We start from the raw sequence: 25,436 nt of genomic DNA, 5'->3' as shown, positions 1-25,436 counted from the left end.
AGCGCCAGGTCGCGCTGGGTCAGCATGGGCTTGGTCGGAGTGACCTTTATCTTGCCCGGTGGGGAGAGACGGTGATACTCGAGGGCGGCCTGCTTGAAATCGTCAGAGGACATGAACGGGTCACGTGAGGACAGACTGGGGATTCTAGCGACTCAGGTTCAACATGGCCCGCCGCAGTCCAACAGGGGGAAGCAGGCAGGCTGTGGCGCCGGTCCCGATTCGATCATCCGGGTGGTGGAAAATAATTTTCACCACTCGCATTTCGTGATACACAAGGCGTCCGCGGGATCCGGGGAGACCGCAGGCGGACGCGTCCAGGGAGAATGGCGGTCGTGGACAAAAATTTGTTTCAGGATCCGCAGGCGCAGCTGCAGGGCAAGGGCCTGGGTCGGTTCGAGAGTTCGCGCTCGGCGGCTGACGTCGCGGCTGCGGGCTGGTCGATCCTGGCCGAAGACGTCAGCCTGCCGGTAGCGGTGCTGGCGCTGCCCGCGTTGCAGCACAACCTGGCGTGGATGCGCGAGTTCGCCGCTGCCTATGGTTGCCTGCTGGCGCCGCATGGCAAGACCACGATGAGCCCGGCGCTGTTCCAGGCCCAGCGCGAGGCCGGCGCCTGGGGCATAACCCTGGCCACCGCGCCGCAGGTGGAGGCCGCGTTCGAACACGGTCAGCGCCGCATCCTGATGGCCAACCAGCTGGTGGGTCGCCGCAACCTGGACCTGATCGCGGATCTGCAGGCGCGTGACGAGGACTTCTGGTTCGCCTGCCTGGTGGATTCGGCCAGCAATGTGGACGCGCTGGGACGCCAGTTCGCCGCGCGCGGCCAGCGCGTCCGGGTGTTGCTGGAAGTGGGCGTGAGCGGCGGACGCACCGGAGTGCGCGATGTCGCGCAGGCGGACGCCGTACTCGAAGCAATCGCGCGTTGGCCGCAATCGGTGGCGCTGGTCGGGGTGGAAACCTACGAAGGCGTGCTGAAGGACGAAGACGGCATCCGTCAGCTGCTGCGCCAGACCGTGGCGCAGTGGCGCGCGATTGCCGCCGACGGCGGGTTTGCCGAAACGCCGGCGCTGCTGTCGGGCGCGGGCTCGGCCTGGTTCGACGTGGTGGCCGAGGAATTCGCCGCCTGCGCACGCGAGGACGGCGCCTGCGTGGTCCTGCGCCCGGGCTGTTACCTCACCCATGACATCGGCGCCTATCAGGCAGCGTCCGTGCGGATGCAGGCCGGCAATCCGGTGGCGCACCGCATGGCCACGCAGCTGCGCCCGGCGCTCAAACTCTGGGCGTACGTGCAGTCGCGACCGGAGCCGGAGCGGGTGATCGTCGGCCTGGGCAAACGCGATGCGGCCTTCGACGCCGGCTTTCCGCAGCCGGACTTGCATCATCGCCCTGGCGATGCGGCACCGGCAGCGGCAGCGGTTCATTGGCAGGTCACCGCGATGATGGATCAACACGCCTTCCTGCAGGTGCGGGCCGAGGATGATCTGCAAGTGGGCGATCTGATCAGCTTCGATATCGCACATCCCTGCCTGACCTTCGACAAATGGCGCCATCTGCTGCTGGTGGATGCACACCAGCACGTGATCGGCGCGGTCACCACCCACTTCTGAGCAGCGCACACGCATGAGCCCTGGCAACCTGTTGCTGATCTACGCGGCGCTGTCGATCCTGGCGCTGGTCGTGCTGATCGCGCGCTACCGCCTCAATCCCTTCATCAGCCTGACCCTGGTCTCGCTGGGACTGGCGCTGCTGGCCGGCATGCCTGCACCGGAAATCGTCGCCGCCTACGAACACGGCGTGGGCCGCACCCTGGGCCATATCGCGCTGATCGTGGCCTTGGGCACCATGCTCGGCAAGATGCTGGCCGAATCCGGCGGCGCGGAGCGGATTGCGCGCACCTTGATCGCGCGCTTCGGCACCCGCCATGTGCACTGGGCGATGATGCTGATCGCGTTCTGCATCGGCCTGCCGATCTTCTTTGAAGTCGGCTTCGTGCTGCTGATTCCAATCGTGTTGAACGTGGCGCGCCGCACCGGCGTGCCGCTGTTGCTGGTGGGCTTGCCGATGGTGGCCGGCCTGTCGGTGGTGCACGGGCTGGTGCCGCCGCATCCGGCGGCGATGCTGGCGGTGCACGAGTACGGCGCCGATGTCGGACGCACGGTGTTTTTCGCCTTGCTGGTCGGCCTGCCCACGGCGGCGCTGGCCGGGCCGATCTATGCGCGCTGGGTGACCCCGCGCATCAGCCTGCCCGCGCACAATCCGATGGAAGCGGCGCTGCTCAACCAGGGCCAGACCCGGTTGCCGGATGATCAGTTGCCCGGCTTCGGCATCACCCTGGCGACGCTGCTGTTGCCGGTGGGCCTGATGCTGCTGGGCGGCTGGGCCAATGTGCTCGCCGAACCTGGCAGCACGCTCAACCACGCGCTGCATTTCCTCGGCAATTCAGTGGTGGCGCTGCTGCTGGCGGTGCTGCTGAGCTTTGTCACCCTGGGCCTGATGCGCGGCTTCACCCGCGAGCAGATCCTGAAATTCTCGCAGGAGTGCCTGGCGCCGACGGCAGCGATTACCTTGCTGGTGGGCGCCGGCGGTGGCCTCAACGGCATCCTGGTCAAGACCGGCGTGGCGCAGGAAATCACCCGTGTCTCGCACGAACTGCAGCTCTCGCCGTTGCTGATGGCCTGGTCAGTGGCGGCGTTGCTGCGCATCGCCACCGGCTCGGCCACCGTGGCCATGAGCACGGCCGCCGGCATCGTCGCGCCGGTCGCGCTGGCCCAGCACTATCCGCACCCGGAGTTGCTGGTGCTCGCCACCGGCGCCGGCGCGCTGATCCTCTCGCACGTCAATGACGGCGGGTTCTGGCTGGTGAAGGAATATTTCAACATGAGCGTGGCCCAGACCTTCAAGACCTGGACGGTGCTGGAAACGATCATTTCCCTGACGGCGCTGCTGCTGGTATCGGGCCTGGCCGCCTTGCTCTAGTGCGTGACCCCACGGCCAGGAGGCCGCCATGTACGACATCGTCTACCACCTCAAGCAGCGCCTGCACGAACTGAGTCCGGTCGAGCGGCGTATCGCCGACGCCATCCTGGACGATGTCGACGGCGCCGCGCAGTCCGGCATTTCCGAACTGGCGGACAAGGCCCACGTCAGCGTCGCCGCGATTTCGCGCTTCGCCAAGACGCTGGACTGCGACAACGTGCGCGAACTGCGCGCCAGGCTGGCCGAAGCCAGCGCGGTCGGCAAGCGCTTCCTCGACGATCACGCCGCGCCGCCGAGCTCCGCGCTGTTCGCGCAGATCTGCGCCGACGTGGAAAGCTGCCTGCGCCGCAACATCGGTGGCCTGCAGGAACAGGTGGTGCAGTCGCTGGCCGAGGCGCTGGCTGGCGCGCGCATGATCTACGTGTTCGGCATGGGCGGTTGCTCGACCGTGTTCGGGCTGGAATTGCAGAACCGCCTGGTCCGCCTGGGCCGGCCCATCGCCGCCTACAGCGATGCGATCTCGCTGAAGGTGGTGGCGGCCACACTGACCCCGCAGGACGTGGTGGTGGCGCTGTCGGTGAGCGGCATCACCCCGGAGATCCTGTCGGCCGTCGATATCGCGCGGGGTTACGGCGCCCGGGTGGGCGCGATCACGCGCGTGGACACGCCGCTGGCCGAACGCGCGGACTGGCTGCTGCCAATCGTGATCGACGAGACCGACTTCGTCTTCAAGCCTTCAGCCTCGCGCTATGCGGTGATGCTGGCGGTGGACGTACTGGCCACCACGCTGGCCCTGCACCTGGCCGACGACAGCCGCGAACGCCTGCGCCGGATCAAGCTCGCGCTGGACAGCTACCGCGGCGGTGAAAACCGTTTGCCGCTGGGCGACTGATGCATTACGACCTGCTGATCCGCAATGCGCTGCTCATGGATGGCAGCGGGCAGCCCGGCGTGCACGGCGACCTGGCCGTGCGCGACGGACGCATCGCCGCGCTGGGCCCTATCGATGGCAGTGCGGATGTGGAAGTTGACGCGCTGGGACGCGTGCTCGCGCCAGGCTTCATCGACGTGCATACGCATGATGATCTGGAAGTGATCCGGCAGCCGCAGATGCCCAGCAAGATTTCGCAGGGCGTGACCACGATCGTGGTCGGCAATTGTGGCATCAGCGCCAGTCCGGTCGCCGCTGCGGGCGCCGTGCCGGATCCGATGAATCTGCTGGGCGAGCCGCACGAATTCCGCTATCCGCGTTTCGCCGACTATCGCGCTGCGGTGGAAGCCGTCGCCCCGGCCGTCAACGTGGCCGCGCTGGTGGGACATACCTCCCTGCGCCAGGACCAGATGGACCGGCTCGATCGCGCCGCCAGTGATGCCGAAGTGGCGGCGATGCGCGCCGCCCTGCGCGAGAGCCTGGCCGAGGGGGCGATTGGCCTGAGCACCGGCCTGGCCTATGCCTCGGCATTTTCCGCACCCGCAGCGGAAGTGCTGGCGCTGGCGGTGGAGTTGCCGACGCAGCGCCTGTACGCCAGTCATTTGCGCGATGAGTTCGATCGGATCGTGCCGGCGCTGGACGAAGCCCTGGCGGTCAGCCAGCTGCGCGGGGCGCCCTTGCGCGTTTCGCATCTGAAGTGCGCCGGCATCGACAACTGGGGCCGCAGCCGCGAAGTGCTGGCTTGGCTGGATCAGGCCGCGCACGGGCACGACGTGGCCTGCGACTGCTATCCCTACGCCGCCAGTGCTTCCACGCTGGACCAGAAGCAGGTCACCGATGCCTACGACATCCTGATCACCTGGTCCGAAGCGGAGCCGGCACAGGGCGGGCGGTTGCTGGCCGACATCGCCGCCGACTGGCAGGTGGATCTGCACGAAGCCGCACGCCGCCTGCAACCGGCCGGCGCGGTCTACCACTGCATGGACGAAGCCGATGTGCGACGCATCCTGGCCCATCCGCTGACCATGATCGGCTCGGATGGTCTGCCGCGCGATCCGCGTCCGCATCCACGCCTGTGGGGCACGTTCCCGCGCGTGCTCGGGCACTACGCGCGCGATGAAGCGCTGTTCCCGCTGCACACCGCGGTGCACAAGATGACCGGCCTGCCGGCGCAGCGCTTCGATCTGGATCAGCGCGGCAAGCTGCAGCTGGGCTGGCATGCCGACCTGGTGCTGTTCGATCCGGCGCGCATCCGCGACACCGCCGACTATCACGATCCCATCCGCGCGGCCGAAGGCATCGAGGCGGTATGGGTCAATGGCGCGCTGGCCTACGATGGCCGCCAGGTCATCGCGCGCGCGGGACGATTCCTGCGTCCGCCGCCTGCCGCCACGAACGAAGGAGCAAGCTCATGAGCGACATCAAGCGTTACGGCGCCGAGGGCGGCGTCGGCCAGGGCAGGCAGCACATGCCGTTTTCGCGCGCCGTGCAGGCCGATGGCTGGTTGCACGTGTCGGGCCAGGTGCCCATGCGCGACGGCGAACTGGTCGGCGGCACGGTCACCGAACAGGCGCACGTGGCAATCGGCAACCTGCTGGCGATCCTGGCCGAGGCCGGCTACGGCCCGGAGCATGTGGTCCGTTGCGGCGTGTGGCTGGATGACGCGCGCGACTTTGCCGCTTTCAACCAGGTCTTCCGCCATTACTTCGGCGAGCATCCGCCGGCGCGCGCCTGCGTGGAAAACCGGATGGTGGTGGACTGCAAGGTCGAAGTGGACTGCGTGGCCTACAAGCGTGGCTCGGTGAGCTGATCCATCCGGATCCGGTTGGCGAACAGCGAGAACGCCAGCGTGCCGGCCAGGCCGTTGGCGCGGCTGACCCACGGTGGCAGCCAGCGAGGCGGCGCGAGCACGCCACTATCGAACAGCGCGTCGAACATCGCCACGTCCTGCAGGGTCATCTTGCCGGCAAACAGTCGCCGGCAGCGTTGCAGACGATCCTGCTGCAGGGTGTGGCGGAAAAAGGTGTGCACCGAGATCAAGCCGCGCAGGTACACGGTGTCCTTGGTGAAGGCCGAGCCGCCATTGACGGGCACGCCGCGGAATACGCGCTGGGCCGAGGAAAAACTCTCCGCCGCGCTCTGTCCGGCCGCCTGAAAATAGCCGAACACCTGCAGGAAATCGGCGCCATCCAACGCCATCGATACCGCTTCGATGCGCAGGCTGATGCGCTTCATCCGTTCGATGTCGATGCTGCCGGTGATCTGCTCCGCGAAGGTGGCCAGCCCCTCCTGGGTGGCGGTCACCCGCGGCGAGGACAGCGCCAGGCTGGGGAACAGCGGCTGCTCACGGCCATTGAGTGCGGTCAATGAATGCACCAGCGCCTCATGGTGGAACAGCTGGCGGCGGTCGTAGTCGCTGAAGGCCGCGCCGTGGCGCAGGCGGATGCGGGTGGCGCCGGCGGCGGCCTTGGCGATCAAATCGGGATCCAGATCGACCGTGATCACCCGACCGTCGAAGAAGTCGTCGAGATCGGACTGCAGTTGCAGGCGCAGCGCGGTGGCCGAGACCGGCACCTGCTCCTCCGGCGCCAGCAGTTCGCGGTCCAGGTCATTGGCGATGGCGATGAAATGGCGCGCCGCATCGCAGGTGGTCGGTCCGTTGCCGGGCAGCGGTTCGTCGGGCGTGCCGAACAGGGTGATGGAATGCGCGGTCACCGCCGGCGTTCCCAGGGCTTCCAGCAACTGCGCCGCCACCGCCCAGCTCTGCGCCGACTCCTGCAGGTAGCAGCCGAGCGGATGACCGGGATCGGCCTCGGCGGATATCGCCTCCAGTTCGCGGCGCTCGTTGGAGAAGTCGAGCACCGGGTATTCGATGACCGGCAGCTGCGGATTGCCGCGCGCCAGGCCTTCCAGGAAGGACGCCTGCACCGCGGCCGGCCAGCTGACCAGGTTGAGCAGCTTGATGCCGCGAACGGCCTTGACCAGGCGCGCATCGAGGGCGGCGTGGTGGGTGATCTCCGGCGCGGTCTGCATGGTGGTGATGCTCCTGCCTGATCAGGTCAATTCAATGTCGGCCGTACTTGTCGTCCAGCCGCTTGTTCAGGGCCTTGCCCTGCACTTTGGCGTCGGCTTTCTGCGCCAGGCGGGTGGCGAGGCGGTCGGCGGCGCTGGCCACTTCGCTGCGCAGCTTGAGGTAGTTGAAGAAGCGCTCTTCGTCCAGCTCACCACTCTCGATTGCCGCGCGCACGGCGCAACCGGGCTCGCGCTGATGCGAACAGTCGCGGAACTTGCACTGTTCGGCCAGCGCTTCGATATCGGCAAATCCGCCTTCGACCAGATCTTCCTCGCCGGTGGGCTTGAGTTCGCGCATGCCGGGGGTGTCGATCAGGCAGGCGCCGGAGGGCAACGGCAGCAGCGCGCGGAAGGTGGTGGTGTGGCGACCGCGCGAATCATTGGCGCGCACTTCGTTGGTCTTCATCCGCTCGGCGCCGAGCAGGGTGTTGGTCAGGGTCGACTTGCCCGCACCCGAGGAGCCGACCAGCACCACCGTGTGACCGGGCTGCAACCACGGCAGCAGCACCGCGACGCTGTCGGCATCCTTGGCGTTGACCGCGAACACGGGCACGCCCTGGCTGGTGATGTCGACCAGCAGGTCGATGGCGTCCTGGGCGATATCGGTGCGATCGGCCTTGGTCAGCACCACCACCGGCTGTGCACCGCCATTGCCGACCAGCAGCAGATAGCGCTCCAGCCGGCGCGGGTTGAAATCGGCGTCCAGGCCGGAGACCACGAACACGCTGTCCACGTTGGCCGCGATCACCTGCTGCTGGTAGTGCTCGCCAGCGGCGCCGCGCTTGATGCCGGTGTGGCGTGGCAGCAGGGCCACGATGCGATTGCCTTCCAGCAACACCCAGTCACCCACCGCCGGTCGGTCCGATCCGGCCGCCCTGTCCTTGCGGTAGCCGGGCGGGCGCTGCCACTCGGGCAGGGACTCGGCACGCAGGGCGTCGTCGGGACCGCGGGCCACCACGTAGCCGGATCGATGCTGCTCGATCACGCGGGCCGGACGGGCCTGCGGGTGGGCTGCCATCCGCTCCGCCCAGGCAGGATCTTCCGTCTCTCCGGCCCAGGGCCAACCGATGGTGCGCAGGTCGGCGGGGGCGGAGTCGGGGGAAGGTTGTGAATTGGGCATGGGCGGATTCTAGACGCCTCCTAAACCCAGCGGCGCTGGAAGCGGGAATTTTCCGTTAAAGTGCCTGTCCCACTCACTATTCAGCCACTGCGATGTCCTCCCTGCCTCCGTCCGCCAAGCTCGCCACCCGCGAGCGCCTGTCAGAAGTCCGTTACGAGATTCGTGGCGAGCTGGCTCGGCGAGCTCGTGAGCTGGAGGCCCAGGGACGCAAGCTGATCAAGTTGAACATCGGCAATCCCGGCGCCTTCGGTTTCCGTGCACCGGCGCATCTGCAGAAGGCGATCATCGGCGACATCGATCACACCGATCCCTACACCCACCAGCAGGGCCTGCCGGCGGCGCGTGAAGCGGTGGCCGCGGCCTATGCCGCGCGTGGCACGCCGCATGCGCATCCGGACCGGGTGTTCATCGGCAATGGCGTCAGCGAGCTGATCGATCTGTCGCTGCGCGCCCTGCTCAATCCGGGCGATGAAGTGCTGGTGCCCTCGCCCGACTATCCGCTGTGGTCGGCCGCGACGATCCTCAACGACGGCCGCCCGGTGTATTACCGCTGCGATCCGGACAACGACTTCCTGCCCGATCCGAACGAGATCGAGCAATTGGTGTCCTCGCGCACCCGCGCGATCGTGCTGATCAATCCCAACAACCCGACCGGCGCCACCTATCCGCGCGAGTTGCTGGAGCGGATCGTCGCGATCGCGGCCAAGCACCACCTGCTGCTGATGGTCGACGAAATCTACGACCAGGTGCTGTACGACGATGCCAAGTTCGAGCCGGTCGCGCCGTTGGCCGGCGATCATCCCTGCATCACCTTCAGCGGTCTGAGCAAGGTCCATCGCGCCTGCGGCTGGCGGGTGGGCTGGTCGGTGCTGTCGGGCGACATCGAGCGTGTGCGCGAATTCCTGCACGCCATGGACCTGCTCAGCGCCTTGCGTCTGTGCGCCAACGTACCCGGCCAGTACGCCGTGGCCGCGGCGGTGAACGGGCCGGACACCATCTCGGCGCTGTGCGCGCCAGGCGGTCGACTGTACGAAACCCGCCGCGCCGTCATCGATGCCTGCGAAGCCAGCGATCACCTCGAGCTGGTGCGTCCGGCCGGTGCGCTGTACGCCTTCCCGGCGGTGGTGGGTGATGCCGCGCGCGGCTTCGATGACCACGCGTTCGCGCTGGAACTGATGGAAAGCGAGGGCGTGCTGGTGGTGCCGGGTTCGAGCTTCAACGTGCCTTACCGCCATCACTTCCGCGTGACCCTGTTGCCGGAAGCCGCGGTGATGCGCGATGTGTTCGCCCGCATCGATCGCGCCCTGGCCCGGCGCGCCGAAGCGGTGACCAAGGTCGTGCCGATCAAGGGACGCAGCCGCCCCGCTGCCTGAGCCGGGCGCCTATCACCATGAATGAAAGCGGAGCCTTGCGGCTCCGTTTTTTTCTGATTGGGTGGCGCCACACAGGCGGTGATCCCATCGCAATGGATTGGGCGCATCATGCGCCCATGAGCCAACAGCCCCCATCCCATACCGACCTGCTGCCCGAACTGCGCTATCTGGCGCTAGGCGATTCCTACACCATTGGCGAAGCCGTGGCGGAAGAGGGGCGCTGGCCGATGCAGCTTGCGCGGCTGTTGCGCAGCGAAGGCATCGCGCTGGCCGATCCGCGCATCATCGCCACCACCGGCTGGACCACCGACGAACTGGACGCCGCGATCCAGGCGCAGGAACCGCTGGGCGACCACGATTTCGTCAGCCTGCTGATTGGCGTCAACAACCAGTACCGCGGGCGCAGCGTGGAGGAATACCAGGCGCAATTCTCCGCACTGTTGTGGCGGGCGATTGGCTTTGCCGGCAATCGTCCGGACCGCGTGCTGGTGTTGTCGATTCCGGACTGGGGCGTCACCCCGTTTGCTGCCGCGGAACAACGCGACGCGAGCCTGATTGCCAGCGAGCTGGATGCTTACAACGCGGCCGCATGGCAGGCCTGCGCGGCGCGCGGCGTCGGCTTTGTCGACATCACCGGATTGAGTCGCGGCAACCCGGCCGCCAGTTGGCTCGCCGACGATGGCCTGCATCCTTCGGCGTTGCAGTACACAGCCTGGGCTCACGCCGCCCTGCCGCTGGCACGCCGGCTGCTGGCGACCGCCTGAGCCTGTTGCGACCGGTTTTTCAGCGCGTCGCCTGGAGGCTGCTGCTGGCTTCCGGCAAGACCGTTCGATAGCCCTGCGCCGCCAGCCAATCCAGCAACTGCGACAGGATCCCGAGGTTGTGGCCGTGGCTGGCGCCTTCATGCAGCAGCACGATGGCGCCGGGTCCAATGGAACGCTTGAGCCGCGCCAGCACCGTGTCGGGCTGGCAGTCCACGCCGTCGAATCCGCGTGCGCTCCACGCGACCCGCGCCAGATGATGGCGCTTCAGCGACAGGCCGACGAAGGGATTGGTCATGCCCACCACCGAGCGATACCAGCGCGGCGTCTGCCCGGTGATGGCGGTGAGCACGGACTGGTTGCGGCCGATTTCCTGCTCCAGCGCCTGCGGGCCCAGCCGCCAGAAGCGCAGATCCGGGTGGCTGAGGCTGTGGTTGCCCAGGCCATGGCCGCGACGCAGGATTTCGTTGACCAGGTCGGGCCGCGCCAGCGCGCGTTCGCCGACCACGAAGAAGGTGGCCCGCGCGTTGTGCCGCTCGAGCAGATCCAGCATCGCCCGGGTGTCTTCGGAGGGGCCGTCGTCGATGGTCAGCCAGACTTCGCGGGCCCGGGTCGGCAGGTGGGTCAGCGCCGGGCAGAACAGGCGCGAGCGCGGATTCAGGGTGCCCCAGACCACGGCCAGGTGCGTGGCCAGCATCAACGGCAGGCCGATCCTCCAGCCCCAGTGCCACCACGCCGCCACCACCGCGACTTGCGACAGCGCCAACAGGCCCAATATCAGGCCGGGTCGACGCGGGATGCGATGCAGTGTCCTGACGTAACTCATGTCCCATGATGCCATGGGGCGTAAAATTCCCTTTCCGTCTCCCGGTAACTGTCCATGTCCCTCGATCCCGCCCTGCGCACCCGTATCGAAACCCTGCTGCACTCCAACCGCGTCGTGTTGTTCATGAAGGGCCAGCCGGAAATGCCGCAGTGCGGATTCTCGGCCAAGGCAGTGGGCGCACTCAGTGCGCTGGGCGTGGACTATGCGCACGTCAACGTGCTGGCCGACCAGGAAATCCGCGAAGGCATCAAGGTCTACGGCGAATGGCCGACCATTCCCCAGTTGTACGTCGATGGTGAACTGGTCGGCGGCAGCGACATCATCGAGCAGATGACCAACTCCGGCGAGCTGGCCGGCCTGCTCGGCCTGCAGGCGCCGGATCGCACGCCGCCGGCGATCACCATCACCCCGGCCGCCGCCGAAATGCTCAAGGGCGCAGTGGCCGATGCAGGCGCCGGCGCTTCGCTGGCGCTGTCCATCAACGCCCAGTTCCAGCCCAACTTCCAGTTGGCGCAGTTCGACGCCAACGCCATCGCCAGCGAATCCAACGGCATCCGCGTGCAGTTCGACCTGGCCAGCGCGCGTCGCGCCGACGGCATCACCATCGACTGGGTCGATGATTTCCGCGGCAAGGGCCTGGCCATCGACAACCCCAACGCGCCCAAGCCGGTGCAGACGCTGTCCGCCGCCGAAGCCGACGCCAAGGCGCGCACCGGTGAAGTGATGCTGGTGGACGTGCGCCCGGCCGACGAGCGTGCCCTGGCCAGCGTCTCGCTGCCGTTCCGCACCTTCGATGGCGGCGAGCGTGCGGTGCTGGAATCCCTGCCCAAGGACACCGCGCTGGCGTTCCTGTGCCGCAGCGGCGGCCGCAGCCAGCAGGCCGCGGAAGAATTCCGCGCGCTGGGTTTCAGCCAGGTCTACAACATCACCGGCGGCATCAATGCCTGGGCCGATGAAGTGGATGGCACGATCAGCAAGTACTGATCGCGACCAGGGTCAGCCGGCGAAACCGCCGGCGGCCAGATAGTCGATTTCCTCCTGCGTCGATTCCCGCCCCAACGCCTGGTTGCGGTGCGGGAAACGGCCGAAGCGCGCGATCAGGTCGTAATGCAGCTGCGCGTACTTCTGGTACTCGGCATCGCCGATGGCGGCAAACAGCTCCAGCGCGCGCTGCTGATCGGCCAGATCCTCGGAATGCTCGAACGGCATGTAGAAGAAGATCCGCAGCGACGTCTCCACCTGCGCATCCAGGCCGGCCTCGATGGCGCGTGCCGCATAGTGCCGCGCCAGTCCGTCGGTGGCGTAGGAATGCGCGCACTGGCGAAAACAGTTGCGTGGAAACTGATCCAGCAACAGCACCAGGGCCAGCGCACCGGTGGCGTCCTCGGCCCAGTCCTCGTGCTCGCGCCGCGCCGCCGATAGATGCACGGCGTGGAAGCGTTGCTGGAACTGGCGGTCGAAGTCGGCGTTGCGGCCAAACCACTTGTCGTAGCCGGCCTCACGCCAGAATTCGACTACCGCGCGTGCTTCATTCATGGCTCACCTCATTCGTCGAATCGCAGATGCCGCACGGACTTGCCGTTGCGGCGGATCAGCTTGAGCGCCTCGATGCCGATCTGGATGTGGTTCTGCACGTAGGACGAGCTCACCTTGGCATCGGAGGCTTCGGTCTTCACCCCTTCCGGCACCATCGGCTGATCCGAGACCAGCAGCAGCGCACCTGAGGGAATCCGGTTGGCGAAACCGGCGGCGAAGATCGTCGCGGTCTCCATGTCGATGGCCATGCAGCGCATCACCCGCAGGCGTTCCTTGAAGGCGTCGTCGTGTTCCCAGACGCGGCGATTGGTGGTGTAGACCGTGCCGGTCCAGTAATCCAGGCCCAGATCGCGGATGGTGGTGGAGACCGCGCGTTGCAACGCGAAGGCCGGCAGCGCCGGCACTTCCGGCAGCAGGTAGTCGTTGCTGGTGCCTTCGCCGCGGATCGCGGCGATCGGCAGCACCAGGTCGCCCAGCTGGTTCTTGCGCTTCAAGCCGCCACACTTGCCCAGGAACAGCACGGCCTTGGGCATGATCGCCGAAAGCAGATCCATCATGGTGGCGGCATTGGGGCTGCCCATGCCGAAGTTGATCAGGGTGATGCCGTCGGCGGTTGCGCTGGCCATCGGCCGATCCAGGCCGACGATGGGCGCACCGGTGAGCTGCGAGAACGTATGCAGGTAGCCACCGAAATTGGTCAGCAGCACGTGTTCGCCAAACTGATCCAGGGGCACGCCGGTATAGCGCGGCAACCAGTTGTCGACGATTTCGGATTTGTCTTTCACGGCGGCGTGCTCTTGTCGTTGTCGTGGGCCACGTTAGCAAACTCGCCACGGCCCTGGCAGCCAGGCGCGCCCTGCGCCATCGGGGTTTCACCGATGGCGAGCCGTGGACACGCTGGATTACGCTCCGTTGGAAGGGGGGTCTCCGCTCCCCGGCGGGCGCGGACGCGCCCATTCCGCTCGCCGCATGGACCTCCAACCGCCTAGTCCGCGCATGCCGCGCACGGACGCCGAGATCAGCGCCAAAGACCTGCAGCAGCGCCTGGCCTTCTTCGAACTGGGAGAAGAGGACGCCAGCCGCCTGGCCCAGCTATGGGACGTCGTGCAGGGTGCCCATGCCGACAGCATCGATCGCTTCTACGCGCATGTGGGCGCCTTCGCCGAGACCGGCGCCTACCTGCACGACTGGCAGCAGCTGCAACGCCTGCGCAAGGCCCAGCAGCGCTATGCGGCTGAACTGTTCTGCGCGCCGATCGACGCCACGTATGTCGAGAACCGCCTGCGCATCGGCACGGTCCACCATCAGATAGGCCTGGAACCACACTGGTACCTGGCCGCCTGTAGCAAGCTGCTGGGGGTGGTGATGGACTCACTGGACCCGTTGCTGGAGCACGATCCACGCTTCTTCTCCGAGGCCATCCGCGCCACGGTCAAACGCCTGTTGTTCGATATCAGCCTGGCGATGAATGCCTACGTCAGCGCCGATCGCAAGGCGCTGTCACAGACCAACCAGTCGCTGCGCGAAAGCCAGGCCCTGCAGATGTCGCAGCTCTCGCGCATCGAGCAGCTGGCCCTGTACGACGATCTGACCGGCCTGCCGAACCGCGCCAATTTCTACGCCAACCTGGAACGGCAGATCGCCGATGCGGCCTCCAGCGGGCGGGTGTTCTCGGTGTTGTTCATCGATCTGGACGAGTTCAAGGACATCAATGACACCAAGGGCCACAGCATGGGCGATGCGGTGCTGGTGGAACTCGGGAGGCGCCTGCGCGATCACCTGCGCCAGGACGAACTGGTGGCGCGGCTGGGCGGCGATGAATTCGTGGTGCTGGCGGCCGGCGCCGATGCGGCCTCGGCGCGCGCCATCGCCCTGCGCCTGGCCGAGGCGGTGGCCAGGCCGATGACGATGGGCGGGAACGTCTTGAGTTTGAAGGCCAGCATTGGCGTGTCTGTGTATCCCGGCGATGGCGCCAGCAGCGAGTTGCTGGTGCGCAATGCGGACACCGCCATGTACGCGGCCAAGCGCGCACGCCAGAGCGTATGCACCTACCAGCCGGAGATGAGCACGCGGCTGGTCCGCCGCGTGCAGATGGCCGACCGGCTGGAACATGCGCTGCGCGACGGCAGCCTGTCGCTGTACTACCAGCCACAGGTCAGCCTGGCCGATGGTCGCCTGCTCGGTGCCGAGGCCCTGCTGCGCTGGAACGACGCCGTGCTCGGACAGGTCAGTCCCGATGAATTCATTCCGCTGGCCGAACACCGCGGCCTGATCGGGCCGCTCGGTCAGTGGGTGGTCAAGACCGCCTGCCATCGCCTGCGCGCGTGGGATGCATTGGGCCTGCGCCTGCCGGGACGGTTGGCGATCAACCTGTCACCGCGCCAGTTCGATGATGCCGAACTCGCCGCACGCTTGATCACCCAGGTGCGCCAGGCCGGCCTGCAGCCGCATCGCTTTGATCTCGAGCTCACCGAAAGCGGCTTGATGGCGGATCCGGAAACCTCGATGGCGACCCTGCGGCAGTTGAAGACTGCCGGATTCTCGCTGTCGCTGGACGATTTTGGCGTCGGCTACTCGTCGCTGGCGCATCTGAAGGGGTTTCCGCTGGATCGGCTCAAGCTGGATCGCGCCTTCGTGCGCAGCATGCTGGAGCACCGCAATGACTACGCCATCGTGGTGGCGACCATCGCGATGGCGCGCAGCCTGGAGCTGGACTTGATCGCCGAGGGCGTGGAATCGCCTGCGCAGGCGGCGACGTTGTTGGAGCTGGGCTGCCGCTTTGCGCAGGGCTTCCACTTCGATGCGGCGTTGCCGGCCGACCAGTTCATGGCCCGCTGGTTGCGCGCGCCTGCCTCAGCCTGAGGCGGATTCGACTTCATGTAATCCATAGCCGTCGCGCCAACGCACCGCCGCATGCAGCAGCGCATCGCCGCTGTCCAGCAACAGCTTGTGCTTGATCTTCTCGCGGTGGCTTTCCACGGTCTTGACCGAGATCTGCAGCTCGGCGGCAATCTCGCGCGGGCCCCGGCCGGCGCCAATGGACAGGAACACCTGGCGCTCGCGCGGTGACAACGGCAGCGGCGCGGGTTGCCAGGTCTGCCGGGCCAGGCAGAGGCCACAGCAATCGGGCTGCGCCACCTGCACGCTGCAGCGGTCCAGGGTGCGCAGCAGGGCTTCCATGGTGGCCTGCATCTCGGCTTCGCGCAGCATGCCGCAGGCCTGCGCTTGCCCGGTCAACGCACGCTCGCCGGCATGCTCGCGCGCAGTCACCAGCAGGATGCGGCAACGGGCCACGCCCGCCAGGCCGGTCTCGCCCAGCGCTGCGGCCTGGGCGGCATCAATGAGCAGGATCGTGCAGCCCGGGTCCTGCAACAACTCGCGCGTGCTGTGTACGTTGTCCGATGTCTGCAGCTGCGCTTGCAGCTGCATCGCTTCGATCACGCGGATCAGGCCATGGCGGATCAGCGGCTTGTCCACGGCCACCAGGATGCGTGGCGCGGGATCAGGCTGCGAGGCGGTGACGGTACCCGCCGGTGGCGAAGGCGAAGGCTGACGGGCTGGCATGGAGAACCGCGAGCGACGGGAAGCGCAATATAGCTTCACATCACATTTGCCGGCATGTGCCCGCGCCGCCCGGGCATCGCCATGCACTTGGCAAATGCCGCATGCGCGGCTAGCTTCGCTCCCCTGTCACCTTGTTTTCCGGGGAATCCATGCGACTGATCCTGTTGGCCGGGCTGCACTGCCTGGCCCTCGCGTGCGGCCAGGCCTACGCCGCCACCGCACCGTCCCGCTTCACCCAAGACCCGTATCCGAGTACGTACAAAGCCATTGCCGCCGCACCGGTGTTGATCGAGAACGCCACCGTGCTGACCGGCACCGGCCAGCGCCTGGAGCAGGCCGACGTACTGGTGCAGGACGGCCGCATCGTGGCGGTGGGGCAGGATCTGCAGGCGCCGGCCGATGCCGTGCGCGTCGATGCGCAGGGCAAGTGGGTCACGCCGGGATTGATCGACGTGCACTCGCACCTGGGCGTGTATCCCAGCCCGGGTGCGCGCGCACACCAGGACGGCAACGAGATGACCGGTTCGGTCACCGCCAATGTCTGGGCCGAACATTCGGTGTGGCCGCAGGATCCCGGCTTCCACACCGCGTTGGCCGGTGGCATCACCACCCTGCTGGTGCTGCCCGGCTCGGCCAACTTGGTGGGCGGGCGCGGCGTGACCCTGCGCAACGTGCCGGCCACCACCTACCAGGGGATGAAATTCCCGGGTGCGCCGTGGGGTTTGAAGATGGCCTGCGGCGAAAATCCCAAGCGCGTGTATGGCGGCAAGGGCACGCCGCCGATGACCCGGATGGGCAACGTGGCCGGGTATCGCGCGGCCTTCATCGATGCCAGCGAGTATCTGAAGAAGAATGCGCCTGCGCAGAGCGAACCGAAGAAGAAGCGCTGGTGGCAGCGCGCCTCCGGTGGCGAAGGCCAGGACAGCGGCGGTGACAGCGGCGGCAAGCGCGATCTGAAACTGGACACGCTGGCCGGCGCGATCAACGGCGAGATCCTGGTGCATATCCATTGCTACCGCGCCGATGAGATGGCCACGATGCTGGATCTGGCCAAGGAGTTCGGCTTCAAGATCGCCGCTTTCCACCACGGCGTGGAGGCCTACAAGCTCGCTGACAGGCTGGCCGCCGAAGGCGTCTGCGGTGCGCTCTGGGCCGACTGGTGGGGCTTCAAGATGGAGGCCTTCGACGGCATCCAGGAGAACATCGCACTGGTCGATCGTCCTGCCAACAGCTGCGCGATCGTGCACTCGGATTCGGAGGAAGGCATCCAGCGCCTCAACCAGGAAGCCGCCAAGGTGATCGCCAGCGCACGCCGTGCCGGCATGGGCGAGATCACGCCCGAGCATGCGATTGCCTGGCTCACCGCCAATGCGGCCAAGGCGTTGGGCGTGGCCGAGCAGACCGGCACGCTGGAAGCCGGCAAACTGGGTGACGTGGTGATCTGGAACCAGAATCCCTTCAGCGTGTATGCGCAGGCCGAGCAGGTTTATATCGAAGGCGCGCGCGTGTATGACCGACGAGACCGCAGTCATCAACCTACTTCCGACTTCCTGCTGGGCCAGGAGGTGACGCCATGATCGCCACCTCACTGCGCATGCGTCGTCACCTGCGTCTTGGCCTGCTGGCCGCCGCGCTGTTCGCCACCGCCCCGGTGCTGGCTCAGAACATACTGATCCGCAACGCCACCGTGCATACCGCCGGCGGCCAGGGAACCCTGCGCAACAGCGATGTGCTGGTACGCAACGGCGTCATCCAGGCGGTCGGCAGCGGCCTGTCCGCGCCGGCCGGCGTGGAGACCGTCGATGCGCAGGGCAAGCCGCTGACCCCGGCGTTCTTTGCCGGCATCACCGAAATCGGCGTGGAAGAAGTCTCGGGCGAATCGGCGACCGACGACAGTTCGGTGTCGCTGTCCACCCTGCAACCGGTGCGGCCGGAGTTCGACGTCACCCTGGCGTACAACCCGGACTCGGTGTTGATTCCGGTCGCGCGGGTGGAAGGCTATGGCTACACCCTGCTCGGCGCATCCACCGGCGGATCGTTCGTGGCCGGTCAGGGCGGCATCCTGCGGTTGGATGGCAGTGCCGATCCCATCGGTCCGCGCGCCTTGTTCGTGCGCCTGGGCAGTGGCGCCTCGGAATTGAGTGGCAAGTCGCGTGCGGCGCAATGGATGCTGCTGGATCAGCTGGTCGCCGAAGCCCGCGGCCGGGTGCCGTCCGATTCGCCACACGCGCTGCTGACACCGGCCGGTCGCGCGGTGCTGGCGCGCTTTCTGGCCGGACAGGGCCGCATCGTGGTCAACGTCAATCGAGCCGCCGACATCCGCCAGTTGCTGCGTTGGGCGCAGAAGGAGAACGTGCGCGTCGCGATCAGCGGCGGCGCCGAAGCCTGGAAACTGGGCGCGGCCCTGGCACAGGCCAAGGTGCCGGTGTTCGTCGATGGCCTGGCGGATCTGCCGGCCGATTTCGATCAGATTGGCGCCACCCTGGAAAACGCCGCGCGCCTGGATGCGGCCGGCGTCAGTGTCGGCTTCAGCCAGTCCGGCGATGCCTCGCACAACGCGCGCAAGTTGCGCCAGCATGCCGGCAATGCGGTGGCCAATGGCCTGCCCTGGGAAAAGGGCCTGGCGGCGATGACCCGGGTACCGGCGCAGGCGTTTGGGGTGGACGACCGGATTGGCACGATTGCGCCGGGCAAGCAGGCCGACCTGGTGCTGTGGACGGGCGATCCGCTGGACGTGATCAACACCGCGCAGCAACTGTGGCTGGGCGGCAAGGCGGTGCCGATGCGTTCGCGCCAGACCGAGTTGCGCGAACGTTATCTGCGAGCGGAAGGATCCTTGCCGCGCGCATACGGGCGATAGGCGCGCAAGCTGCTAGTGCGCCGGTGCGGAGTCGGCCGGCGCCGCGCTCAGGGCTTCCTCCAGGCGCACGCGGTTGCCACCGGCGCGCTTGGCGCGGTACATGGCTTCATCGGCACGCTTAATCAGGCTGGCCACGGTGTCCTGGGCGGTGCATTCGGCCACGCCCAGGCTGGCAGTCACGCCGACGCTGATGTCGTCGACCACCGCGCAGTGGCGCTCAATCTTGCCGCGCACGCGTTCGGCGATGCGTGCCGCGGCCGCGCCATCCACGCTGGTCAGCACCAGCACGAATTCTTCGCCGCCCATCCGGCCCAGCTGGTCGCCGTACTGGAACTCTTCGCTGATCACCCGGGTCACCGCACGCAGGCAGTGATCGCCCAGGGCGTGGCCGTGGCGGTCATTGATCTGCTTGAAGAAGTCCAGGTCGATGAAGACCACCGACAGCGGGATGTGCTCGCGCCGGCGTTCCAGAATCGCCCAGTCCAGCCGGTACTCGATCGCGTTGCGATTGAGCACGCCGGTCAGGCCGTCGCGCTCGGCGTGCTCCTTGGCGGTGTCGCGTTCGCGGCGGAAGGTGAGCATGCGATCGGCCAGGCCCAGCGCCATCACCACGGCGGCGAAGGCCAGCACGATCGGGTAGCCGTAGTCGACCCAGTTCTCGACCGGCACGCCCAAGCTGATCTGCGCGGCGCGGAACGTGCCGAACGCCACCAGCGGCACCCATGCGGCAAGGAAGTACGCCGCATGCCGGCTGCCACGCCGCCAGGCCAGGCACAGCGCCAGCAGGCCAAACAGGTGGCTGAGCAGGAACAGCACGTTGCCCACGTCGGGAAACCATTCCTTGCGTGCCGGCCAGGGCAGGGCCAAGGCCGCCAGCGCCACGGCGGGCGCGTAGATGCCGACCCAGCTGAGCACACGCGTCACGCGCGGCACCCGCGCGCGCAGATCGGCGTATTCGATCATCAGGCGGGTGGTGAGGATGGTGGCCAGGGTGGCGATGGTCCACAGCCCCGGTGCGCCCAGGATGCTAAAAGCGCGCAGGCCGGGCGTGGCATAGGCCTCGCCGTAGCTGCACAGGATGTACAGCAGTTCCAGCAGCATGCTGCCGGCGTACAGCAGATAGACGCGATCACGCAGCATGGCCCAGAACAACAGCACGGTCAGGGCCACGCCCAGGATCACGCCGACCGAGGCCATCAGGGCGCGCGTATGCGCCAGATCCGCCACCGCATGCGCGGAGCGTGACGCCACGGCCACATGCAGCGGGTAACGCGCGTCTTCCACCTTGACGTAGATGGGCTGGCCCTCGCTCCGCAGGGGGAATACCAGGGCGTGGCGCGAGTAGCTGGGATCCAGGTTGCGATCGAAGACGCTCTGGCTGATCGGTTTGCCGCCAGGTCGATCCAGCACGGTCACGCGCGCGCTGTACGGGTGGTAGACCAGCAGCAGCGGCGCCTCCATCCCGGCGCGCGGCAGCACCCGCCATTCGCCATTGCCCAGCACCCGGACATCGGCGGCGGTGGCCGACGGTTCCTGGAACCTGCGCTCGGAGAACAGCCCGGCCTTTTGACTCGACTGCTGTGCCGCGGTTGCGGGCAGGATGCGATCGATGCGCGTGATGCCGCTTTCCTGCGCCACCACCGGCTGCATCAGTGCCATCCCCAGCAGAACTCCCCACCACCCCAGTTTCATGCGGCTCCCTGCTCTCGGCGCGCAGTGTCGGGCTCCGACCCGCCGCGGACAAGCAGCAACTCCGTTAAACTGTGACCATGCGCACATTACGTTTTGGCACGGGTTGGCGGGCTGGACCATAGACCCGGTCCCATTTCGTATGTGACCGGCAGCCCGCTACAGTGAGGGCCCGCGCGCCTGTTACGCCTGCCCCCCAAGACGTCGAGCCCGGCATGCGTTAGCGTGCGCGGACAAAACAATGAATGCCATGCATGCCGGGAGGGGCTGAAATGCGCATTGGGATAGTCGTCGATTCCGCCTGCGATTTACCGCAGGACTTTTTGCAGAAAAACAACATCGTGGTGCTGCCGATCACCGTGCGCATTGGCGACGCGGTACTGGCCGATCACCGTGATGAGGAGGCCACCCTTGGCTTCCTCCACGCGCACGTGGCCGAACGAGGACACGAGGCCGAGACCACGCCTTTCACCGTCAACCAGATCCGGGATCTGTTCCTGGGCCAGTTGGTCATCGACTATGACCACGTCTTCTGCATGACCATCACCAAGACGCGTAGTCCGATCCACGAGAACGCGATGCAGGCCAGCTTTGCGATCCTCAACGACTACAAGCCGGTGCGGCAGGCGGCAGGCTTCAATTCGCCGTTCGCGCTGCGCGTGATCGACACCCAGAACCTGTTCGCCGCCCAGGGCGTGACCGCGGTAGAAGCCGTGCGCATGCGCGATGCCGGCGCCAATGTGCAGCAGATCCGCGAAAAGCTGGAGCTGCTGGCGTCCAACACCCACGGCTACATGATCCCGCGCGATCTCTATTACCTGCGTGCGCGTGCACGCACCAAGGGCGATCGCAGCGTCGGCCTGCTGAGTGCGGCGCTGGGCAGCGCGCTGGACATCAAGCCGGTGTTGTACGGACATGCGGGCAACACCGAGCCGGTGGCCAAGATCAAGGGCTTCGAGAACGCGGTGGAGCAGTTGTTCCGCTTTACCGGCCACCGGGTGATGGGTGGACTGATGACCCCCACCGTCTGCCTGAGCTACGGCGGCGAGTTGGCGGAAATGCGCGCCCTGCCCGGCTACCAGCGCCTGCGCGACATCTGCGAGAACAACAAGGTGGACGTGTTCGAAAGCGTGATGAGCCTGACCGGCATGGTCAATGTCGGCAAGGGTGCGGTGGTGGTCGGTTTCGCGGCGACGCCCCAGCCGTTCAAGGCGGTTTAACTGGCAGGCGGCGTCATGACGCCTCGCTAACGGCGCGGCTCGCTACCCTGTGGCGAACCCGCCGGGGAATTCCCCAGCAAGCCAGGCGGGTCGCAATGGACCCGCCGAATGAGGATCGTATGACCGTGCGCTATTACATCAGCCTTCCCAATCCCGACCGCGCCCGCGGCAGCGACGCCGATTTGAGCTTCACCGCCCACGGCGCCGACGAGTTCGCGGCGCAATTGCAGGATGCCCTGCGCACCGACGGCCTGTTCGAGCGATGGCGTGCGCGCCAGGATGATCCGGACGATGTCGATCAAAGCCTGGGCCTGATCGACCCCAGCGCCCAGGTGACCGGCGAGCAGGACGATCTGCGCATCGGCCTGGTAGCCACCACCTCCATTCCCGGCCAGGTGCTCAAGCACCGCCTGCGCCTGCTCTCCGGCAGCGCCTGGGAACTGCGCGACGTCTCGGCCGCCTGATGGCGGTCGCCACGCCGGTCCTGCTCGCCTGGAGCGGGGGCAAGGACGCGGCGTGGACGCTCCACGTGCTGCGCCAGCGTGATGATGTGGAAGTCGTCGGCCTGCTCAGCACCATCACCCGCGAATACGACCGCATTTCCATGCAGGGCATCCGCCGCGAGATCCTGCATGCGCAGGCGCGGGCGGCGGGCCTGCCGGTCATCGAGGCGATGATTCCAGCGCGCTGCATCAATGATGATTACGAGCAAGCGATGGCGCAGGCGCTGGCCGAGGCCTCGGCGCGGTGGCCGGACCTGCGCACGATGGCCTTCGGCGATCTGTTACTGCAGGACATCCGCGACTATCGCCAGCAGAACCTGGCGCGTGTCGGATGGGATCTGGTCACGCCGCTGTTCGGCAGCGATACCCCTGCACTGTCACGGCAGATGATCGCTGGCGGCCTGCGCGCGCAGCTGTGCTGCGTGGATACGCAGCAACTGGATGCGCGCTTTGCCGGCCGCGATTTCGATGCCGCGTTGCTGGCCGAACTTCCGCAGGCGGTGGACGCCTGCGGCGAGAATGGCGAGTTCCATACCTGCGTCAGCGCCGGTCCCATGTTCACCGCGCCGCTCGATGTGCGGCGCGGTGAAACCATCCTGCGCGACGAGCGCTTCGCCTACACGGACTTTTTGCTGGCCTAGCGCAGGTGCTGCGCGTGCCAGGCGACGTGCTCGCCGATGAAGCTGGCAATGAAGTAGTAGCTGTGGTCGTAGCCGGCATGCAGGCGCAGATCCAGCGGATGCCCGACCCGTTCGCACGCCGCCTGCAGCAACTCGGGACGCAACTGCTCGCGCAGGAACTCATCCGCCTCGCCTTGATCCACCCGCAGCGGCAAGTGCTCGCGGGCACTGGCGATGAGCTCGACGGTATCCCATGCCTTCCACGCCTGCCGATCCTCGCCGAGATAGGCAGTGAACGCCTTCTGCCCCCACGGCACCTGGCTGGGCGCGACAATCGGCGAGAACGCCGAGGCGCTGCGATAGCGGCCCGGATTACGCAAGGCGATCGACAGCGCGCCATGCCCGCCCATCGAATGCCCGCTGATGGCGCGCACATCACTGGCGGCCAGCTCGGCTTCGATCAGCGCCGGCAGTTCATCGACGATGTAGTCGTGCATGCGGTAATGCGAAGCCCAGGGCGCCTGGGTGGCGTTGAGGTAGAAGCCCGCACCCTTGCCCAGATCGTAGCCCTCGGCATCGGCCACGTCATCGCCGCGCGGACTCGTATCGGGCGCGACCAGGATGACGCCATGCTCGGCGGCATAGCGCTGCGCGCCGGCCTTGGTGATGAAGTTCTGCTCGTTGCAGGTCAGGCCCGACAACCAGTACAGCACCGGCAGGCGCGACTGCGCCGCCTGCGGCGGCAGGTACACGGCAAAGTTCATCGTGCTGTCCAGTACCGTCGAGCGGTGCCGGTACACGTCCTGCCAGCCGCCGAAACAGGCGCGGTGCTCGATGCGTTCCAGGCTCATGCGCGCGACTCCGTCACTCGAAATGGATGACGGTGCGGATCGACTTGCCTTCGTGCATCAGATCAAATGCTTCATTGATGCGATCCAGCGGCAGGGTATGGGTGATGAAAGGATCCAGCTGGATCTCGCCACGCATGGCCTGCTCCACCATGCCCGGCAACTGGGTGCGCCCCTTGACGCCACCAAAGGCGCTGCCGCGCCAGACCCGGCCGGTGACCAGCTGGAACGGACGCGTGCGGATCTCCTGGCCGGCGCCGGCCACGCCGATGATCACGCTTTCGCCCCAGCCCTTGTGGCAGCACTCCAGCGCCGCCCGCATCACTTCGACATTGCCGATGCATTCGAAACTGAAATCCACGCCGCCGTCGGTGAGCTCGACGATCACCTCCTGGATTGGCTTGTCGTAATCCTTGGGATTGACGCAGTCGGTGGCGCCCATCTGCCGGGCCAGATCGAACTTGCCCGGGTTGGTATCGATCGCGACGATGCGTCCGGCCTTGGCCTGCACCGCGCCCTGGATCACCGCCAGGCCGATGCCGCCCAGGCCGAACACGGCCACGCTGTCGCCTTCCTTCACCTTGGCGGTGTTGTGGACCGCGCCGATGCCGGTGGTGACGCCGCAGCCAAGCAGGCAGACCTTTTCCAGCGGCGCTTCTTCATTCACCACCGCCAGCGAAATCTCCGGCACCACCGTGTACTCACTGAAGGTGCTGGTGCCCATGTAGTGGTAAATCGGTTCGCCGTTGTAGGAGAAGCGGCTGGTGCCGTCCGGCATCAGGCCCTTGCCCTGGGTGGCGCGCACGGCCTGGCAGAGGTTGGTCTTGCCGGACAGGCAGAACTTGCACTTGCGGCACTCAGCCGTATACAGCGGGATGACGTGATCGCCCACCTTGACGCTGGTCACGCCCTCGCCCACTTCCACCACGATGCCACCGCCTTCATGGCCCAGCACGGCGGGGAAGATGCCTTCCGGATCATCACCGCTGAGGGTGAAGGCATCGGTGTGGCAGACACCGGTATGGGTGATCTTGACCAGCACTTCGCCGGCCTTGGGCGGAGCGACATCGATCTCGACGATTTCCAGCGGCTTGCCAGGACCAAAGGCGACGGCGGCGCGACTCTTCATTGCAAACTCCTGCGGATTCGATGGGGGAACATGCGGCGCGGGCCGCGTGGTCATTTGAGGTAGGAGCGCACCAGGCCGGCCATCTCGCTGACCCGCGCCTGGCGCTGGGCATCGGACTTGGCGGGTTGGCCGAATTCCTCGCGGATATGCGCTTCCATCACTTCCGACATCAAGCCATTGACCGCACCGCGTATGGCCGCGATCTGCTGCAGCACCGCGCCACAGTCGGCGTTGGCCTCCAGCGCGCGCTCCAAGGCCTCGGTCTGGCCGCGGATGCGGCGGACACGGGCGAGCACGCGCTTTTTTTCGTGAGCGGTGTGCGGCATCGTGGTTCCAGGGCATATCCAATACTGGGGTAGAGTATATGGAAGGCGGGCCCTTGCGACAATCCGGCCGGGCTTGCACCCACTT

24 protein-coding genes are annotated in these 25,436 nt (G+C 66.9%); 14 read left to right on the top strand and 10 right to left on the bottom strand.

The window, feature by feature from the left end; translation table 11 throughout:
- Positions 1 to 332 precede the first annotated feature (332 nt).
- The 5 genes from B5X78_RS10605 to B5X78_RS10585 are packed head-to-tail and all read left to right on the top strand — an operon-like array spanning position 333 to position 5,714.
- Positions 333 to 1,604 (top strand): amino acid deaminase, encoded by a 1,272-nt coding sequence (locus B5X78_RS10605; RefSeq protein ID WP_217698661.1) that lies wholly within the window; start codon positions 333 to 335, stop codon positions 1,602 to 1,604.
- Positions 1,605 to 1,617: 13 nt separating this feature from the next.
- The gene (locus B5X78_RS10600) at positions 1,618 to 2,973 is read left to right on the top strand and encodes a GntT/GntP/DsdX family permease (RefSeq protein WP_079724344.1); all 1,356 of its coding nucleotides are present in this window, start codon (positions 1,618 to 1,620) and stop codon (positions 2,971 to 2,973) included.
- Between the two features lie 28 nt (positions 2,974 to 3,001).
- The gene (locus B5X78_RS10595) at positions 3,002 to 3,865 is read left to right on the top strand and encodes a MurR/RpiR family transcriptional regulator (RefSeq protein ID WP_079724343.1); all 864 of its coding nucleotides are present in this window, start codon (positions 3,002 to 3,004) and stop codon (positions 3,863 to 3,865) included.
- Positions 3,865 to 5,319: an N-acyl-D-amino-acid deacylase family protein gene (locus tag B5X78_RS10590; RefSeq protein ID WP_079724342.1), complete on the top strand. Its 1,455-nt coding sequence runs from the start codon at positions 3,865 to 3,867 to the stop codon at positions 5,317 to 5,319. The genes B5X78_RS10595 and B5X78_RS10590 overlap by 1 nt, the downstream gene beginning before the upstream one ends.
- Positions 5,316 to 5,714: a RidA family protein gene (locus B5X78_RS10585; protein ID WP_079724341.1), complete on the top strand. Its 399-nt coding sequence runs from the start codon at positions 5,316 to 5,318 to the stop codon at positions 5,712 to 5,714. Before B5X78_RS10590 ends, B5X78_RS10585 begins: the two co-directional genes overlap by 4 nt.
- Here B5X78_RS10585 and B5X78_RS10580 read toward each other — a convergent pair.
- Positions 5,690 to 6,937, bottom strand: a complete 1,248-nt coding sequence (locus B5X78_RS10580; protein WP_079724340.1) for a flavohemoglobin expression-modulating QEGLA motif protein — start codon at positions 6,935 to 6,937, stop codon at positions 5,690 to 5,692. The genes B5X78_RS10585 and B5X78_RS10580 overlap by 25 nt on opposite strands.
- Positions 6,938 to 6,968: 31 nt before the next feature.
- Positions 6,969 to 8,096, bottom strand: a complete 1,128-nt coding sequence (gene rsgA, locus B5X78_RS10575; RefSeq protein WP_079724339.1) for a ribosome small subunit-dependent GTPase A — start codon at positions 8,094 to 8,096, stop codon at positions 6,969 to 6,971.
- A 92-nt stretch (positions 8,097 to 8,188) separates the two neighbouring features.
- Here rsgA and B5X78_RS10570 point away from each other — a divergent pair, with 92 nt between their 5' ends.
- The gene (locus tag B5X78_RS10570; protein WP_079724338.1) at positions 8,189 to 9,469 is read left to right on the top strand and encodes an aminotransferase class I/II-fold pyridoxal phosphate-dependent enzyme; all 1,281 of its coding nucleotides are present in this window, start codon (positions 8,189 to 8,191) and stop codon (positions 9,467 to 9,469) included.
- A 116-nt stretch (positions 9,470 to 9,585) separates the two neighbouring features.
- Positions 9,586 to 10,233: an SGNH/GDSL hydrolase family protein gene (locus B5X78_RS10565; protein WP_079724521.1), complete on the top strand. Its 648-nt coding sequence runs from the start codon at positions 9,586 to 9,588 to the stop codon at positions 10,231 to 10,233.
- Between the two features lie 19 nt (positions 10,234 to 10,252).
- On the opposite strand, the gene B5X78_RS10560 is transcribed toward B5X78_RS10565, so the two are convergent.
- Positions 10,253 to 11,071, bottom strand: a complete 819-nt coding sequence (locus tag B5X78_RS10560; RefSeq protein WP_176140825.1) for a polysaccharide deacetylase family protein — start codon at positions 11,069 to 11,071, stop codon at positions 10,253 to 10,255.
- 39 nt (positions 11,072 to 11,110) lie between these two features.
- On the opposite strand from B5X78_RS10560, the gene grxD reads away from it, so the two are divergent.
- A complete protein-coding gene (gene grxD / locus B5X78_RS10555) occupies positions 11,111 to 12,040 on the top strand; it encodes a Grx4 family monothiol glutaredoxin (protein WP_079724336.1) in 930 nt (309 codons plus the stop codon).
- A 12-nt stretch (positions 12,041 to 12,052) separates the two neighbouring features.
- On the opposite strand, the gene B5X78_RS10550 is transcribed toward grxD, so the two are convergent.
- A complete protein-coding gene (locus B5X78_RS10550) occupies positions 12,053 to 12,592 on the bottom strand; it encodes a DUF924 family protein (protein ID WP_079724335.1) in 540 nt (179 codons plus the stop codon).
- A gap of 8 nt (positions 12,593 to 12,600) precedes the next feature.
- Positions 12,601 to 13,377 carry an AMP nucleosidase gene (locus B5X78_RS10545; protein WP_079724334.1) on the bottom strand — a complete coding sequence of 259 codons (777 nt, stop codon included), beginning with the start codon at positions 13,375 to 13,377 and terminating at the stop codon, positions 12,601 to 12,603.
- 211 nt (positions 13,378 to 13,588) lie between these two features.
- Here B5X78_RS10545 and B5X78_RS10540 point away from each other — a divergent pair, with 211 nt between their 5' ends.
- A complete protein-coding gene (locus B5X78_RS10540; protein ID WP_176140824.1) occupies positions 13,589 to 15,454 on the top strand; it encodes a putative bifunctional diguanylate cyclase/phosphodiesterase in 1,866 nt (621 codons plus the stop codon).
- On the opposite strand, the gene B5X78_RS10535 is transcribed toward B5X78_RS10540, so the two are convergent.
- Positions 15,446 to 16,156: a response regulator transcription factor gene (locus B5X78_RS10535; RefSeq protein WP_079724332.1), complete on the bottom strand. Its 711-nt coding sequence runs from the start codon at positions 16,154 to 16,156 to the stop codon at positions 15,446 to 15,448. The genes B5X78_RS10540 and B5X78_RS10535 overlap by 9 nt on opposite strands.
- A gap of 149 nt (positions 16,157 to 16,305) precedes the next feature.
- Between B5X78_RS10535 and B5X78_RS10530 the strand changes: the two genes are divergently transcribed.
- On the top strand, positions 16,306 to 17,733 hold the full coding sequence (locus tag B5X78_RS10530; RefSeq protein WP_079724331.1) for an amidohydrolase: 1,428 nt from the start codon (positions 16,306 to 16,308) through the stop codon (positions 17,731 to 17,733).
- Between the two features lie 17 nt (positions 17,734 to 17,750).
- Entirely contained in the window at positions 17,751 to 19,016 is a 1,266-nt protein-coding gene (locus tag B5X78_RS10525; RefSeq protein ID WP_079724520.1) for an amidohydrolase family protein, read from the top strand.
- A 12-nt stretch (positions 19,017 to 19,028) separates the two neighbouring features.
- Here B5X78_RS10525 and B5X78_RS10520 read toward each other — a convergent pair whose 3' ends face one another.
- Positions 19,029 to 20,708 (bottom strand): sensor domain-containing diguanylate cyclase, encoded by a 1,680-nt coding sequence (locus B5X78_RS10520; RefSeq protein ID WP_188444697.1) that lies wholly within the window; start codon positions 20,706 to 20,708, stop codon positions 19,029 to 19,031.
- Between the two features lie 269 nt (positions 20,709 to 20,977).
- On the opposite strand from B5X78_RS10520, the gene B5X78_RS10515 reads away from it, so the two are divergent.
- The 3 genes from B5X78_RS10515 to B5X78_RS10505 all read left to right on the top strand — a co-directional run bounded on the left by B5X78_RS10515 (position 20,978) and on the right by B5X78_RS10505 (position 23,069).
- Positions 20,978 to 21,925, top strand: coding sequence for a DegV family protein (locus tag B5X78_RS10515; RefSeq protein WP_079724329.1), 948 nt, complete (start codon positions 20,978 to 20,980; stop codon positions 21,923 to 21,925).
- A 119-nt stretch (positions 21,926 to 22,044) separates the two neighbouring features.
- Positions 22,045 to 22,389 carry a hypothetical protein gene (locus B5X78_RS10510; RefSeq protein ID WP_079724519.1) on the top strand — a complete coding sequence of 115 codons (345 nt, stop codon included), beginning with the start codon at positions 22,045 to 22,047 and terminating at the stop codon, positions 22,387 to 22,389.
- Entirely contained in the window at positions 22,389 to 23,069 is a 681-nt protein-coding gene (locus tag B5X78_RS10505) for a Dph6-related ATP pyrophosphatase (RefSeq protein WP_079724328.1), read from the top strand. The genes B5X78_RS10510 and B5X78_RS10505 overlap by 1 nt, the downstream gene beginning before the upstream one ends.
- Here B5X78_RS10505 and fghA read toward each other — a convergent pair.
- Genes fghA through B5X78_RS10490 form a run of 3 tightly spaced genes read right to left on the bottom strand, consistent with a single transcriptional unit; the run spans position 23,066 to position 25,351 of the window.
- Positions 23,066 to 23,893, bottom strand: a complete 828-nt coding sequence (gene fghA / locus B5X78_RS10500) for an S-formylglutathione hydrolase (RefSeq protein ID WP_079724518.1) — start codon at positions 23,891 to 23,893, stop codon at positions 23,066 to 23,068. The genes B5X78_RS10505 and fghA overlap by 4 nt on opposite strands.
- Positions 23,894 to 23,912: 19 nt before the next feature.
- Positions 23,913 to 25,025: an S-(hydroxymethyl)glutathione dehydrogenase/class III alcohol dehydrogenase gene (locus B5X78_RS10495; RefSeq protein ID WP_079724327.1), complete on the bottom strand. Its 1,113-nt coding sequence runs from the start codon at positions 25,023 to 25,025 to the stop codon at positions 23,913 to 23,915.
- Between the two features lie 50 nt (positions 25,026 to 25,075).
- Positions 25,076 to 25,351 carry a metal/formaldehyde-sensitive transcriptional repressor gene (locus B5X78_RS10490; protein WP_079724326.1) on the bottom strand — a complete coding sequence of 92 codons (276 nt, stop codon included), beginning with the start codon at positions 25,349 to 25,351 and terminating at the stop codon, positions 25,076 to 25,078.
- Between the last annotated feature and the right edge of the window lie 85 nt (positions 25,352 to 25,436).

Origin of the sequence: Pseudoxanthomonas indica (assembly GCF_900167565.1) — a bacterium.
Taxonomy (GTDB): Bacteria; Pseudomonadota; Gammaproteobacteria; order Xanthomonadales; family Xanthomonadaceae; genus Pseudoxanthomonas_A; species Pseudoxanthomonas_A indica.
Note: the sequence above shows the minus strand (reverse complement) of the source record. Positions and strands in the feature narration are given on the sequence as shown.

Excerpts from the sequence above, each read along its gene's own strand:
- B5X78_RS10495 (WP_079724327.1), bottom strand. The coding sequence starts at position 25,025 with ATGAAGAGTCGCGCCGCCGTCGCCTTTGGTCCTGGCAAGCCGCTGGAA.
- B5X78_RS10590 (WP_079724342.1), top strand. The coding sequence starts at position 3,865 with ATGCATTACGACCTGCTGATCCGCAATGCGCTGCTCATGGATGGCAGC.
- B5X78_RS10565 (WP_079724521.1), top strand. The coding sequence starts at position 9,586 with ATGAGCCAACAGCCCCCATCCCATACCGACCTGCTGCCCGAACTGCGC.
- B5X78_RS10560 (WP_176140825.1), bottom strand. The coding sequence starts at position 11,071 with ATGGCATCATGGGACATGAGTTACGTCAGGACACTGCATCGCATCCCG.
- B5X78_RS10490 (WP_079724326.1), bottom strand. The coding sequence starts at position 25,351 with ATGCCGCACACCGCTCACGAAAAAAAGCGCGTGCTCGCCCGTGTCCGC.
- B5X78_RS10570 (WP_079724338.1), top strand. The coding sequence starts at position 8,189 with ATGTCCTCCCTGCCTCCGTCCGCCAAGCTCGCCACCCGCGAGCGCCTG.
- B5X78_RS10515 (WP_079724329.1), top strand. The coding sequence starts at position 20,978 with ATGCGCATTGGGATAGTCGTCGATTCCGCCTGCGATTTACCGCAGGAC.
- rsgA (WP_079724339.1), bottom strand. The coding sequence starts at position 8,096 with ATGCCCAATTCACAACCTTCCCCCGACTCCGCCCCCGCCGACCTGCGC.
- B5X78_RS10600 (WP_079724344.1), top strand. The coding sequence starts at position 1,618 with ATGAGCCCTGGCAACCTGTTGCTGATCTACGCGGCGCTGTCGATCCTG.
- B5X78_RS10580 (WP_079724340.1), bottom strand. The coding sequence starts at position 6,937 with ATGCAGACCGCGCCGGAGATCACCCACCACGCCGCCCTCGATGCGCGC.
- B5X78_RS10520 (WP_188444697.1), bottom strand. The coding sequence starts at position 20,708 with ATGAAACTGGGGTGGTGGGGAGTTCTGCTGGGGATGGCACTGATGCAG.
- B5X78_RS10535 (WP_079724332.1), bottom strand. The coding sequence starts at position 16,156 with ATGCCAGCCCGTCAGCCTTCGCCTTCGCCACCGGCGGGTACCGTCACC.
- B5X78_RS10510 (WP_079724519.1), top strand. The coding sequence starts at position 22,045 with ATGACCGTGCGCTATTACATCAGCCTTCCCAATCCCGACCGCGCCCGC.
- B5X78_RS10525 (WP_079724520.1), top strand. The coding sequence starts at position 17,751 with ATGCGTCGTCACCTGCGTCTTGGCCTGCTGGCCGCCGCGCTGTTCGCC.
- B5X78_RS10585 (WP_079724341.1), top strand. The coding sequence starts at position 5,316 with ATGAGCGACATCAAGCGTTACGGCGCCGAGGGCGGCGTCGGCCAGGGC.
- B5X78_RS10530 (WP_079724331.1), top strand. The coding sequence starts at position 16,306 with ATGCGACTGATCCTGTTGGCCGGGCTGCACTGCCTGGCCCTCGCGTGC.
- B5X78_RS10505 (WP_079724328.1), top strand. The coding sequence starts at position 22,389 with ATGGCGGTCGCCACGCCGGTCCTGCTCGCCTGGAGCGGGGGCAAGGAC.
- B5X78_RS10550 (WP_079724335.1), bottom strand. The coding sequence starts at position 12,592 with ATGAATGAAGCACGCGCGGTAGTCGAATTCTGGCGTGAGGCCGGCTAC.
- grxD (WP_079724336.1), top strand. The coding sequence starts at position 11,111 with ATGTCCCTCGATCCCGCCCTGCGCACCCGTATCGAAACCCTGCTGCAC.
- B5X78_RS10540 (WP_176140824.1), top strand. The coding sequence starts at position 13,589 with ATGCCGCGCACGGACGCCGAGATCAGCGCCAAAGACCTGCAGCAGCGC.
- B5X78_RS10595 (WP_079724343.1), top strand. The coding sequence starts at position 3,002 with ATGTACGACATCGTCTACCACCTCAAGCAGCGCCTGCACGAACTGAGT.